The sequence below is a fragment of the Dyadobacter sandarakinus genome (genome assembly GCF_016894445.1).
Classification (GTDB): Bacteria; Bacteroidota; Bacteroidia; order Cytophagales; family Spirosomataceae; genus Dyadobacter; species Dyadobacter sandarakinus.
Genome location: NZ_CP056775.1, coordinates 1,750,806 through 1,764,504, shown reverse-complemented (window position 1 = coordinate 1,764,504; position 13,699 = coordinate 1,750,806). Strand labels below are relative to the sequence as shown.

Annotated in this window: 8 protein-coding genes; 4 read left to right on the top strand and 4 right to left on the bottom strand. The window is 53.4% G+C overall.

Annotated elements, in window-relative coordinates; translation table 11 throughout:
• Position 1 precedes the first annotated feature (1 nt).
• From HWI92_RS06980 to HWI92_RS06965, 4 genes are all read right to left on the bottom strand, one after another.
• On the bottom strand, positions 2–691 hold the full coding sequence (locus HWI92_RS06980) for a DNA alkylation repair protein (RefSeq protein WP_229249047.1): 690 nt from the start codon (positions 689–691) through the stop codon (positions 2–4).
• A 125-nt stretch (positions 692–816) separates the two neighbouring features.
• Positions 817–1,284 (bottom strand): SRPBCC family protein, encoded by a 468-nt coding sequence (locus HWI92_RS06975; RefSeq protein ID WP_204662022.1) that lies wholly within the window; start codon positions 1,282–1,284, stop codon positions 817–819.
• 7 nt (positions 1,285–1,291) lie between these two features.
• The gene (locus HWI92_RS06970; RefSeq protein ID WP_204662019.1) at positions 1,292–1,615 is read right to left on the bottom strand and encodes an ArsR/SmtB family transcription factor; all 324 of its coding nucleotides are present in this window, start codon (positions 1,613–1,615) and stop codon (positions 1,292–1,294) included.
• Positions 1,616–1,721: 106 nt separating this feature from the next.
• Complete coding sequence (locus HWI92_RS06965; RefSeq protein WP_204662016.1) at positions 1,722–1,994, bottom strand: hypothetical protein; 273 nt, start codon at positions 1,992–1,994, stop codon at positions 1,722–1,724.
• A 310-nt stretch (positions 1,995–2,304) separates the two neighbouring features.
• On the opposite strand from HWI92_RS06965, the gene HWI92_RS06960 reads away from it, so the two are divergent.
• The 4 genes from HWI92_RS06960 (at position 2,305) to HWI92_RS06945 (ending at position 13,669) form a co-directional block, all read left to right on the top strand.
• Positions 2,305–5,406: a SusC/RagA family TonB-linked outer membrane protein gene (locus tag HWI92_RS06960; protein ID WP_204662013.1), complete on the top strand. Its 3,102-nt coding sequence runs from the start codon at positions 2,305–2,307 to the stop codon at positions 5,404–5,406.
• 27 nt (positions 5,407–5,433) lie between these two features.
• Positions 5,434–6,981: a RagB/SusD family nutrient uptake outer membrane protein gene (locus HWI92_RS06955; RefSeq protein ID WP_229249045.1), complete on the top strand. Its 1,548-nt coding sequence runs from the start codon at positions 5,434–5,436 to the stop codon at positions 6,979–6,981.
• Between the two features lie 327 nt (positions 6,982–7,308).
• Entirely contained in the window at positions 7,309–8,355 is a 1,047-nt protein-coding gene (locus HWI92_RS06950; RefSeq protein ID WP_204662010.1) for a chemotaxis protein CheB, read from the top strand.
• A 64-nt stretch (positions 8,356–8,419) separates the two neighbouring features.
• Entirely contained in the window at positions 8,420–13,669 is a 5,250-nt protein-coding gene (locus HWI92_RS06945) for a PAS domain S-box protein (RefSeq protein WP_204662007.1), read from the top strand.
• Positions 13,670–13,699 lie beyond the last annotated feature (30 nt).

Genomic DNA, 13,699 nt, shown 5'->3' with positions numbered 1-13,699 from the left:
ACTAGTTATCGGATGTGCCCGCCGCCTGTCTGCGTACCATTTCATTGATCCAGATCGGTGCAAAAGGCGAAGTACAGCCTTTGGAAACAGGGTAGTTGCGGTAAATTCCCATTGCCTCACCCAGCGCCAGCGCACGCTCCCGGTACTCCGGATGGTGAATGCCGATTTGCGCCAGGGCTGAGTTCATGGTCCATTGTACTTCCGGATCGGCTGCCGGCATCTCAGCTGCGATCCTTTCGAGCAGGGCCGGTATATCCAGTCCGCCAGGATTTCTGGCAATCCTTCCGCTGGTAAGGCTCCATCCCGCCCGCAGGCACATGGGATGGTCGGACGACATCCATTCGTTTCGCATGATCTCATGATCGGGATAATCCTTAATCACATGGCTATAAAGCCTATCGGTAACCTGCGAGTATCTTTCAGATTTTACAATGGCATTGAGCTCCTCGTGTGACAGTTTTTCGGGCTGGATGATCAACGTAGCCAGGAGGCGGGCGTCTATGTTTCCGGTGTTCCAGAGTTCGAGCGCCAGGGCATGGTTGGTTTTTATCTTTTTTGCCAGTGCGCGTATGTCACCCATTTTCAAACCATACTGATTATCGTGTGCGCCGTGTTTACGGTTAAATTCACGCATTTTGTCGGTACCCAGCTTTTCGAGCTGTGTGAGTGTCTCCTGCAGCGTTATACTCATACATTCAAATGGTTTGATTTGACGAATAAAAGCAATCAGATAAACCGGAAGCTGCACCGCATTTACTCTTTTTTATACATAGACTGGCAAGCTGCTAAACAATCCGGTTAACGTTTCCCAGCTGACTACCTGTATTTACCTGCCACTTCTTGCAACCGGTTGTGCGCCATATTAATACCCTGTGCAAAAGGCAGCTTTAACATATTGTTCCGGTGGGCGACAGATTTAAAAACCATTTGCATCACCAAGCGGCTTGTGTCGGGAGTAAGGCTTTCAAATTCGAGAAATTCGAGCTGCACCGGAAAGGGTGTGTTCTCCATTTCAAAGGTCCGCGTGATTTTCTTGCCCGGCACAAATTCATGAATCGTTCCGTTAGCACGAAATACTACATTCCCGGCAGGATCGGAGGTTTCAAACCGGTAGCTTCCATGTGGCTTGCTGTCAAGTTTCAGCACTTTTGTTCCCATCCATTGGGCAACAATGTCCGGGTCGGTATAAGCCTTGAAAAGGAGTTCCAGTGGTAATTCAAAATCCCTGGTGACCACAATTTCCTGTTTGCCCGCCTCGGCATTAACACGCGTTTTCCGCTCCATCAGACGTTTATTTTTCCGGTTTGTAATGCTTCATCATGCTTTCAAGCTTGTTGAATCTCTCATCCCACATGTCCCGGAACGGTTCTATGAAGTCGGCTATTTCCTTCATTTTCTGAGCATTGAAATGATAGTAGATCTCGCGTCCGTGCTGCACCTGCGCGAGCAGCTCACAGGCGGTCAGTATCTGCAAATGCTTGGAAACTGTCGGCCTCGCCGTGTTGAAATTGGCCGCGATCGCTCCGGCCGTCATCGATTGGGAAGCTACCAGTACGAGTATCGCCCGCCTGGTAGGATCAGCGATCGCCTGGAATACGTCACGTCTCAGATTCATTGTGTAGCCATTTAACTTCAAATATATGTGTAGTCAATCAGCTACGCAAATGTTACCTGAGAAAAAATATGACTTTATGCCGGCAGTTGCAGGAAGGAACCGGGAGCTAGCAATGCAGCTGGTTTTCCGGATAAGCCATGTAATAGGCAAGAACAATTTTCCCGATCTCCGATTTCTTGTTGATAGGACGGCCAAACCGATCGCGAAACAGGAAGAGCCGGTTTAGCTGCTCGTCCAGCAGGTAATAAAGCGCGCCTTTGGAAAGCTGGTAGACTGAAAAAGGGACTTGATGGCCGGGGAATGTTTCGATGATACGGTTGTAAATACCAATGCGAAAATTCGGGACTTCCCGAAAGTAATCGTAGTGCCTTGTATGCATGTTTCAGTGGAGGAGCGATTGTAGAACTTATACTAGTGCAATAGGTATGTAATTTAGTTCTTTCGGTAAAAAGTATCGATTGTAAATCATTTCTGATTTGATAAAAAGCTAATAATGAGGTGCTTAATATGAATGTGATTTATTTAACGGTTTTGTAGTAGTTCCGTCATTCCAGCCTGTTTTCGGGGGTTATGATCTTGAAACTGTACAATTCGGGAAAATGATGGCACAATCTTTATATAATCATAAACCTCTTTGCGCACCGGTCTTCCGCAAGAGTCGCATCTTTTTCATCTCAAAGCATCTATCTATGAGGTATTCTACACTGCTGTTTTCCTGTACACTCGCATTACTGATGTCTGCCGGCATCGTGTACGGACAAGCCCGAACCATTACCGGCCTCGTACGTGCTGCTACCGGCGAAACCCTGCCGGGTGCAACCATCCTGGTAACAGGCACCACCAATGCCACGATTTCCGATGCTGACGGAAAATTCTCGCTTTCCGCCGCTACAGGCCAGGTTCTACGCATTTCCTTTATTGGCTACCTGACCGCCGAAGTACCCGTAACAGAACAGGATGCCTACACCATCCAGCTCGAAGAAGACGCCCAGAAGCTCGAAGAATTCGTGGTGATCGGGTATCAGTCGGTCCGGCGTACGGACCTCACCGGCGCTACGGGCATCATTGACGCTCAGAATACCAGCAAACGCATTGCCCGCTCCGTACCCGAGGCTTTGCAGGGCATGACGCCCGGCGTATCCGTCCGGAACGGCGGGGCACCGGGGCAGGAGGCGGTGGTCAACATCCGGGGTCTCAGCACGCTTTTCGGCAATGCCAATCCCCTGTACGTGATCGACGGCATGTTTGCAGACGCTAATACCACGGTCAATCCCAATGATGTGGAAACGATCCAGGTACTTAAAGATGCTTCCGCCGCAGCCATTTACGGATCGAGGGCTGCTAACGGGGTGATCATCATTACGACCAAAAAAGGAAAGGAAGGTGCCCTGAAAGTGGATGCTTCGGCCCGGTTTGGCCTGTCGTCCATTCCGAAAAGGTGGGATATGATGAATGCTGCCGAGTACGTAGCCACCAACACCCGCGCCTACCAGGCCGCCGGATATGCATTGCAGCCCGGAGTGGCCGGCTATAACGGGACGGTAAACACCAACTGGGCCGATGAGCTGCTGCATACAGGTTCCATCCAGGATTATAATGTGAGCCTCTCAGGCGGTGGCAAGGACAGCAAGTACCTTATTTCAGGCTCATATTTTGCTGACGAAGGTGTACTCAAATTCCGCGATTTTCAGCGCGGCTCACTCCGGATCAACACCGAAGCCACACGCAGCAAATTCACTTTCGGCGAAAACCTGATGGTATCAAGCACTGAGCGAAATACGCCTTTTCAGGGTGGCTTCGCGGAAGGAAATGCCTGGTACGACATGTGGACCAGCCTGCCGATCATCCCGGTGAGCAGTCCCGACCTCGTGAGTACTGCCAATCCGGGCGGGTGGGGTTACGGCTCGTTCAATGCACGTTCTTTTTCACGGAACCAGGTGGCGATCAATGACATTACCAAATCCACCTTCAACTTCTTCAAAATACTCGGCAATGCCTTTGTTGATTTCAAGATCCTGAAAAACCTGAGTTACCGCTTTAATGCAGGGCTTGAAACCAGCTTTGACAAAACCAATGATATTCGCAAGGAAGGCCTCTGGTACTGGAACCAGTCGCCGGAGTTCAGCAGCGTGGGGCAAACCCGGGCGCAGTACCTGAGCTACCTTTTCGAGCATACCCTGAATTTTAATTTTACATTTAACAAACATAACCTGAATGGTGTGGTGGGCTATACCCAGCAAACCATCCGCACTGACGACCTGGGTGGCCGCAGGTTGCAGCTCGGGGTGTATGGCGGTGATTATTTTACGACCATCAATTCGGCGAGCGGCGGCATGACATCCAGTGGTACCCGTGCACAGACCCTCATCAATTCCGCCCTGGGCAGGCTCAATTACAATTTTGCTGAAAAATATTACCTCACGCTGACCTTCCGGGCTGATAAGGATTCCCGTTTTTCACCTGGTCACCGTACCGGCTACTTCCCCTCCGCTGCGGCTTCGTGGAAGATCAGTAACGAGGAATTTTTTAAATCGAGCGTGATCAACGAGCTGAAACTGCGCGGCTCCTATGGGGTGCTGGGATCCGCTAACCTGAGCAACTATCAGTTTACCGGCTTCCTCAACCAGGCACCGCGGGCGGTATTTGGCGCAGGACAAACCGAGTTTCCGGGCGCCACCCAGGCACGGCTTGTGTATGAGGACCTGAAATGGGAGCAAAAGGCTACGGCCAACATCGGTGCTGACGTCACTTTATTTAACAACAAGCTGGCGATCACGGTCGATGCATTCCGGTCGGTGGCTAAGGATGTGCTCCTGTCCCTGCCGCTGCCGCTTTATATCGGCAACCTGCAGGGCGACCCGCTGGTTAACATTGGTTCAATCGAAAATAAGGGCATTGAGCTGGAACTGGCCTACCGGCAGAACGCTGGTCCTTTCAGCTGGAGTATTGCACCTAATTTCAGTATCATCCGCAACAAAGTGCTCGAACTCGGCAACCTGGGCATCGACGAAGAAACGGGCGAACCGCGAAACTACATTCAGTCAGGCAATACCCGCTCGCAGGTAGGCCGCTCCATCGGGGAGTACTACCTTCTCCAGACCGACGGCTTGTTCCAGAATGATGAAGAGGTACAGGCTCATCGTGCCCAGGCATCCTATGCCAAGCCGGGCGACATCCGGTACGTCAACCGCGTAGACCAGGGAACTACCGACGACATCAACGACCGCGACCGGAATTTTGCGGGCAGTCCCTGGCCTAAGCTTACCTCCGGGCTGATCCTTAACGGAACGTGGTCAGGCCTGTCGCTGAACATCCAGTTTTACGGTGCATTTGGTCAGAAGTTGTATAACGATGTACGCCGTGAGATCGACGGACTGGGCTACTCCAACTATCGCCGCGGCATCAATCCCTGGACTCCTGAAAATACGGGTACGGACTTCCCGCGCCTCGGTGTATCCTATGCGACGGGTGCAGCTGGTGACCCTGCTACGGCCGATCGCGGTATTGTGTCCAATGTACGCGGGAACACGGATCGCTGGCTGGAAAACGGCTCATACCTGCGCCTGCGCAACGTCGAGCTGTCTTACTCGATCCCCCAGAACGTTACCGGTAAGCTTGCGATCAGCAGCGCCAGGGTGTATGTCAGTGCACAAAACCTGCTGACATTTACCAAATACCAGGGGCTTGATCCGGATGTAGTAGGGGCCAACTTTAACCTTCAGCCCGGGGTAGACCTCGGCGGGTATCCTGCATCACGCATTATTTCCTTCGGCCTTAACCTGGGATTCTGACAAACCGATTTGAACCAAAAGAACCTGATGATGAAAAAGATATATCTGGTTACCACGCTCATCCTGCTGGCGGTTACAGCCTGTAACCGCGATTTCGACCAGCCTAACCCCAACAATCCTACCATCGCCTCATTCTGGAAATCGCAGACAGATGCGGTAAAGGGGATTAATGCGGTGTACAGTACCTTTCACCGGACGGCGACGCTGTACTCGCGGTTTTTATTTTATCATGGCATGCTGCGCTCCGATGAGGGCTATGGCTCGGGTGGGGACATTACACTTAACAATGTAATGAGCTTCAACCAGACAAACTTCAACGAAGGCCTGACTGCGGGTACCTGGCAAAACCTGTACATTGGTGTGTTCAGGGCCAATCAGGTACTCGCCTATGTGCCCGCCATTCCTATGGATGAAGCCCTGAAAAGCCGGATCATCGGGGAGGCGAAGTTTCTGCGGGGATTGTTCTATTTTAACCTTACCCTGTACTTCGGCCGTCCGCCGCTCGTGCTGGAACCATCCGAACCTACGGACAGACCCTCCAACGCGACCAACGAGGAAGCCTGGGTGCAGGTACAAAAGGACCTGGCCGAAGCAGCCGTGGCTTTGCCGGTGAGCTACACAGGCGACGATGTGGGCCGGGCTACGCGTGGTGCTGCCTATGCATTGCTGGGCAAAGCCTACCTGCAGCAGAGCAGGTACCAGGATGCAGCCAATGGGCTGGCCTGGTTTGTGACCGGGGAGGGTAAAGGCGTGTACAGCCTGCGGGCTGATTATCAGGAAAATTTTACAGCATCCACGGAAAATAACAGCGAGTCCGTTTTCGAAATCCAGTTCCGGTTTAATCCGAATGAAAATACCGACGATGACGTGGACGAAACGCGTATTAACAATACTGGCACCTCCATTGCACAGTTCTATGGACCGAGAGGAGTCGGTTTTTCCGATGGTGCAGCGCGGCGATGGCTGGTAGGGGAATTTGAAAAAGAAAAAACCGCACTCGGCACGCGCGATCCCAGGCTGCCGGTTACGCTGCTCTTTGACTCTACCGATGTACGCGGACCGCAGTTCACCATGGTGTATGGTCAGACCTTTGCTTCCCGCTACGGCACTGCAACCGGTGAAAGCAGTACAGTTTGGTTTCGCAAGCAGCTCAATGACAATGAGCCGGGCAGGACATCAGAAGGTTTTCGCTCCCCTAATAACCACCGCTTGCTCAGGTATGCCGACGTACTGCTGATGTATGCGGAGGCACTTAATGGTATTGGCCAGACTGCCCAGGCTTATCCGTATGTGGACATGGTGCGGGCGCGCGCAGGCTTGCGGCCGCTCTCGCAGGTGAAGCCCGGAATGACCCAGGCGCAGTTCCTGGCGCAGATCAAGCACGAGCGCATTACGGAGCTGACAGGGGAAGGATGGCGCTTCGCGGACCTGCAAAGATGGGGAGACCTGGGACCTGAGCTGGCGGTACGCGACCCTGAGTTTACCAATTTCCGGAAAGGCAGGGACGAATGGTACCCTATACCGCAATCCGACATCGATCTGAATCCGAACCTGACCCAGAATCCCAACTATTGACACAAGCCTGCCCGGGCAATGGCCGAAGACAGAGCCAGCTCCATGTACAGCATAGTAGGGGAGTACACCCGCAACCTTGTTTTCCGTCATTTTGTGCCGCTAGTCCTAAATAGCATGTTGCAGGTGGCACGTATTTTTTGAACCACGCCCGCATTATTGATGGCGGCAGGCATCCGGGGCTTCTTGCAGCGGAAGCCTGCCGCCATTTACTGTTTGCCTTCGGACCTGATGTATTCCCTGACCCGGATCTGGCCGGTTGTAGACTGCTGCCTGCTGCAGGAGCGCGGATGCAGCCTGCATAAAGGCAGTATTAATCATTGAACCAGCATGGAAAACCGGAACATCATTGTCATTGGAGCATCCGCAGGAGGAATTAGTGCATTAAAACAGCTTTGCAGCAGCCTGCCGGCTGATCTGAATGCGTCGGTTTTCATTGTCTGGCATATGGCACCTGCAGTCAGGGGCGTGCTCCCGCAAATTCTGAACCAGGTAAGTGCCATACATGCAGCGCACGGCGTGGACGGTGAGCCTATCGTAAGCAACCGGATGTATATAGCGCCCCCCGACCATCACATGCTGATTGAGCAGGGGCGTATCCGGATCAGTCATGGTCCGAAGGAAAACCGCTTCCGGCCGGCAGTAGACCCGCTTTTTCGCTCGGCAGCGTATACCTATGGTAACCGGGTGATCGGGGTGGTGCTGTCGGGTGCGCTTGATGATGGCACTGCGGGTTTATGGACGATCAAGTACAGGGGAGGGCTTACGATAGTTCAGGATCCCATCGATGCAGAGGTATCTTCTATGCCCGATAGTGCGATTCGTCAGGTAACCATCGACCATATTATTCCGGCAGAGCAGATGGGGCCGCTACTGGCAAAGCTGGTACAGGATCCTGCTAATAAGGATACACCGATTGCTATGGAGGAAGATGAGAAAACAAAAGCAGAGCTGGAAATCGCCGGTGCTGATACCGCTTCGGGCACCAGCATATTTCAGTTCGGAGTTCCCAGCACATACGCCTGTCCGGAGTGCCACGGCGTACTCACCATGTTGAAAGATGGAAACATTACCCGTTTCCGGTGTCATACAGGCCATGCGTTTTCGGCTGATGCATTACTCGAAGCTCTCACTGAAAGTATAGAAGACAGTTTGTACAATGCGATCAGGGGAGTGGATGAAAGCGTGATCCTGCTGAACCATCTGGGGGACCATTTTGCGGAAGCCAACCAGCCCAGGGCAGCGGCCGTTTATTTTCAGCGCGCCACAAAGGTGAGCGAGCAGGCTGCAATGGTACGAAAGGCCATTCGCCTGGCAGGGCTGTCCGCCGATGATGAGGAGCCGGATGCTCCGGAGAATCCGAAAATGCCGGTTTAAGAGGTTTTACCTTTTGAAAACGTGTAAATAGATTAGCTTAGCACCGGCATTAACATGTGAATAAGTGAGCAAGAAGAAATCTAAAAAGGAGACGCAGGGCCAGTCGCAGGACGACGCCGTTTTCATTGTCGGCATCGGGGCTTCTGCCGGTGGTGTAGAAGCATTGATGGAGTTTTTTGCGCAGGTACCGGCAGACTCGCGAATGGCTTATGTGGTTATACTGCATTTATTACCTGATTACGACAGCAAACTGGCCGAAATTTTGCGTCCCGTTGCTAAAATCCCTGTGTCACAGGTGCAGGAAAATGTGACCATTGAAGCGAACCACATTTACCTGGTCCCGCCGGATCAGCATTTGCAGGTACAGGGTGACCAGATTGTTGTTTTTCCAAATCTGCGCATAGAAGAAAGGCGTGCGCCGGTTGACATATTCTTCCGTACCCTGGCCGACTCACACGGACCCAGGGCCATTGCAGTTATCCTGTCCGGCACAGGTGCAAACGGATCGATGGGTATCAAGCGGATCAAGGAAAACGGCGGGTCGGTGTTTGTTCAGAATCCCAGGGAAGCCGCGTTCAATGAAATGCCAAGACAGGCGATTTCTACGGAGTTGGTAGATGATATCCTCCCGGTAGGCCAGATTCCTGCGCGGCTTGTGGCCTACCGCGAGAGCATGGGCAAGGTGACGATCCGGATTGAAGCGCAAATGCGGCCCGAGGATCAGCAGCAGGCCTTGCGCGAAATTTTTACCCAGCTTCGCCTTCGTACGGGTCATGATTTTTCCAATTATAAAAGGCCCACGCTCATGCGCCGGCTGGAAAGGCGTATTACTGTCAGGAGCCTGCCCGGCCTGCCCGCATACGCTGCCTTTCTCCGGGAGCATCCTGAAGAAACCCAGGCCCTGCTCAAAGATCTGCTGATATCAGTCACTAATTTTTTTCGGGACGGTAAGGTTTTCGCAGCGCTGGAGAAAGACATCGTTCCGCTGCTGACAAGAAATAAAAATGCCGAAAGTACCATCCGGATCTGGGTGGCCGGCTGTGCAACCGGTGAAGAGGCGTATTCCATTGCCATGCTGCTCGCAGAGAAAACCACCGGCGTGATCGACGCGCCCAAGGTTCAGATCTTTGCTACCGACATTGATGAAGCCGCCATTGCCATAGCCCGTGAGGGCCGGTATACCCTGAACGATGCCGCAGATGTTTCGCCCGAAAGGCTGCGCCGGTTTTTTATGCTGGAAGGAGACGATTACCGCGTAAGGCAGGAAATACGGGAGCTTGTGCTTTTTGCCCAGCATAATGTGCTGAAAGATCCTCCTTTTTCGCGTCTTGACCTGATCAGCTGCCGCAACCTGCTCATCTACCTCAATCAGACTGCGCAGGAGCGGGTCATGGAAACCTTTCACTTTGCCCTCAAACCCGGCGGGCATTTGCTGCTTGGCCTTTCCGAAACGACGGATGGGGCCGGCGACCTTTTCGCAACCCTCAGCCGCGAGCATCATATATACGAAAGCCGGCCAGTGGCAGTAAGGTCGTACCCGGTTCCTGAAAATACGCCGGTGGTTCCGCAGGAGCGAAGGCTTTTGTCCCAGCCGCAGCCACAGGCAGAGCCAAGGTCCTATACCAGCCGCCTGAATTTCGGTGAGCTGCACCAGCAACTGCTTGAACAATATGCGCCGCCTTCCATCATTGTCAATGAGGAGCTTGATATTCTGCACCTGTCGGAGCGGGCCGGGCAATACCTGCAGATTGCAGGAGGAGAACCATCCAAAAGTCTGCTCAAACTGATCCGCCCAGAGCTGCGGCTTGAACTGAGGAGGGCCTTTTACCAGGCCGTGAAGCAAAAAACGAACGTGGAGGCACGCAATCTGAAAGTACGGATTGACGAAAAATTACAGGTTGTCACCTTGCACGTACGTCCTGTGCTGGATGACAATGACCCCTCCAGAAGCAATCCTGCGCGCGGTTTCCTGCTCGTATTATTTGAAATCGTCGGTGAGGCTGCCGGATCCATACAAAGTGTCCTCAGCTCGGAAGAGCCGATAGCGCGTCAGCTGGAAGAAGAACTGATCCGGGTGAAGGCACAGCTCCGGTCCTCGCACGAGCAGCACGAGACGCAGGCTGAGGAACTGAAAGCATCCAATGAGGAGCTTCAGGCGATGAACGAAGAGCTGCGATCGGCCGCGGAAGAGCTGGAAACGAGCAAGGAAGAGCTCCAATCCATCAATGAGGAGCTCACAACCGTGAATCAGGAACTCAAAATCAAGCTGGAAGAGATCTCGATGACGAGCAACAATTTCCAGAACCTGATCAACTCCACGGACCTTGCCACGCTTTTTCTGGACCGCAGCCTGCGGGTACACATGTTTACACCCGCAGCCCGCTCGATCTTCAATCTCATCACATCGGATATCGGACGACCTCTCAGCGACATCACCAACCGCCTGAACTACGAGCACCTGCAGAATGATGCGATTACCGTCCTGAATTCTCTTCAGCCACTTGAACGCGAGGTGCAGACCGTAGACGAGCGCGTTTTTATGATGCGTGTATTGCCCTATCGTACGGCCGAAGACAGGATTAACGGGATCGTACTCACTTTCGTGGACGTTACCCGCCGGAAGAATGCCGAAGAGGCTATGCGCCAGTCGGAAGAACATATGCGGCTGATTTTCGAGAGTGCCAGGGATTATGCCATTGTCACGCTGAACCTGCACCGTCAGGTTTCGGGGTGGAACACAGGTGCCCAGATGATGACGGGCTACCCGGAGGCTGAGATTATGGGACAGTCGGGGGATATACTCTTCACCCCGGAAGACCGCCAGGCCGGTGCACCCGACCGGGAGGAGCAGGTAACCCGTGAGCAGGGACGTGCCGTAAATGAACGCTGGCATCTGCGCAAAGACGGCACCAGGTTCTGGGGTTCCGGTTCGGTATCACCATTGAAAGACAGCGCCGGTAACCTGCGCGGGTTTGTAAAAATCATGCGCGACCTCACCGAGCACCGCTCCGCCGAGGAAGCAAAATCGTTTCTGGCTTCCATTGCGGAGTCCTCCGGAGATGCAATCCTGACCATCAATTTAGCCGGTGTAATTACAAGCTGGAACCGGGCCGCTGAAACACTTTACGGCTATCCTGCGGCTGCTGTCATCGGTAAAGTACTGAATACATTACAGCTCCCTGAAGACCTGGCCAATGCATTACGTTCCACAGATGAAATCAGGCAGTCGCAGCAGGTTGAAGTTTTTGATACACTGCGGGTCGAAAAGAATGGCCGTGACCTGCACCTGGAACTGGTAATATCTCCGGTAAAGGATGCGGCCTCGCGGGTGATCGGCGTGTCGGCCATTGCACGTGATATCACTTCAAGAAAACGGGCCGAGCAGGCTCAGGCTCTGAAACAATTCACCCTTCAGCAGCAGACTGAAGCATTGGCCCGTACCGGCAGCTGGGAATATGACAGGGCAACAGGGCAGTTTGTATGGTCCGAGGGAATGTACCACCTGTTTGGACTGGAGGCCGGTACGCCCGTGCCGGAGGATATTTATGTAGCAAAAACCATTGATGCGGATCAGCATCTGGCCACCCGCCTGATGGAGTGGCTCAGAGGCGGCCGGGAGCCCTACGAAGGAGGTTTACGGATCAATGCCAATAATGACATAAGATATTTGAAAATCAAGGCGATGGTCATGCCTGGTGAAAATGGGGAACCCGGGAAGTTGTTAGGCATCGATTGGGACATTACGGAGCAAACGCTCGCCCAGGAACAGATCCGCCAGAGCGAAGCCCAGTTGCGTACCCTTGTGGAGAATACGCCCGATGGGATCACCCGCTGGGACAAAAACCTCCGTCTCGTATTTGCCAATAGTGCATTTGTAGAAAAAACAGGTCAGAGTCTCGAGGCGCTGCTCGGGAAGACCAACAGTGAAATGGGACAGTCGGATGATATTGCTGTGCCGTATACGGAAAGTCTCCGGAAAACTTTTGAGACCGGTACCGCTCAGGAACATTACAATTCACTGCCTTCCAAAAACGGCCAACTGGATTACTATTCGCGTATGGTGCCCGAGCGCGGGGCCGATAACCTGGTGGAAAGTGTGCTGGCGATCGCCCGTGACATCACCGAGCTGCAAAAAGCGCAGCAGGAGATCCGGTACATTGCCGAGAATCTTCAGGCCGTACTGGACGCATCGCCGGCAAGCATAGGCCTGCTGAAAGTGGTTCGGGACGATCGCGGAGCAATCATTGACTTCAATCTCGCAGTGGGGAACCAGAAGCTGGCAGAGTTTTTTGGACAACCGCTGCCCCAATTGGTCGGGCAGCCGGCTGAGTACTTCAATGCATTGTTGTGGGAGTCGCAAACGCTTGAAATACTTACCCGGGTGTACGCCGCCGATCAGCCGCGGTATAATGAAAAATACCTGAATATCAACGGTCAGGAGCGCTGGCTTGCCGTAGGGGTAAGCCGGCAGGATGATGGGGTAGTGCTTACCGGCATTGACGTAACGGAACTCAGGCAAACACAGGCGCAGCAGCAGTTCTGGCTGGGTGAACTTGAAAAAGCCAGTCAGAGTACCCAGGCTTTGGGTGAGCTTCGCAACGCGCTTAAAGAGCGCGGTGAGCTTTTGCGGGCTGCATCGCATGACCTGAGAGGGCAGGTCGGGGTGATCGCTTCGGCAGCTGAGCTGCTGGGGATGGCAGGGAGTGAGGCGAACAACGGGGTCATGATCCAGATGATCCAGCGCAACATCCGCCAGATGACCAACCTGATGACCAGTCTGCTTGATTATGCAAGACTCGAAGCCGGGCAGGAGGTAATTACGCCGGCACGATTTAATGTGGCTGAGCTGCTGCAGGAGCTTGTGGTAGGTACCAAAGCCGTAGCCGAAGAGCAGAGATTGTGGCTGGAAACAGGCGGACCGGCGATGCTGGAAGTAGAAACGGATGCCATGCAGCTGCGGAGGATTGCCCAGAACCTGCTGCTGAACGCGCTGAAATACACGGATGCCGGAGGTGTTACCATTCACTGGGGCCTTGTGGATGGTGAGCAGGGCTGGTACTTCAGTGTGGCAGACACGGGTCCTGGCCTGGCCGGACATATTGTGGGCAGGCTCAGGGGCGAGGTGCCGGCAACCCATGCAGGTGAAGCAGGGGATACGCCCCGGGTGCCGGGAAGTGAGGGGATCGGACTGGCCATCGTCAAACACCTGTGCACGCTGCTGGGCGGTCAGCTGGTGGTTGAAACGGAACATGGAAAAGGTACCCGGATTGAGGTGAGGTTTTCAGGACCGTTGCCCGGGCCCGAAGGAGATTGAAGACGTCTAATAAAGAATTGAATTATGTTG

Coding starts and splice junctions, on each gene's coding strand:
- HWI92_RS06980 (WP_229249047.1), bottom strand. CDS start 691: ATGAGTATAACGCTGCAGGAGACACTCACACAGCTCGAAAAGCTGGGT.
- HWI92_RS06975 (WP_204662022.1), bottom strand. CDS start 1,284: ATGGAGCGGAAAACGCGTGTTAATGCCGAGGCGGGCAAACAGGAAATT.
- HWI92_RS06970 (WP_204662019.1), bottom strand. CDS start 1,615: ATGAATCTGAGACGTGACGTATTCCAGGCGATCGCTGATCCTACCAGG.
- HWI92_RS06965 (WP_204662016.1), bottom strand. CDS start 1,994: ATGCATACAAGGCACTACGATTACTTTCGGGAAGTCCCGAATTTTCGC.
- HWI92_RS06960 (WP_204662013.1), top strand. CDS start 2,305: ATGAGGTATTCTACACTGCTGTTTTCCTGTACACTCGCATTACTGATG.
- HWI92_RS06955 (WP_229249045.1), top strand. CDS start 5,434: ATGATGAAAAAGATATATCTGGTTACCACGCTCATCCTGCTGGCGGTT.
- HWI92_RS06950 (WP_204662010.1), top strand. CDS start 7,309: ATGGAAAACCGGAACATCATTGTCATTGGAGCATCCGCAGGAGGAATT.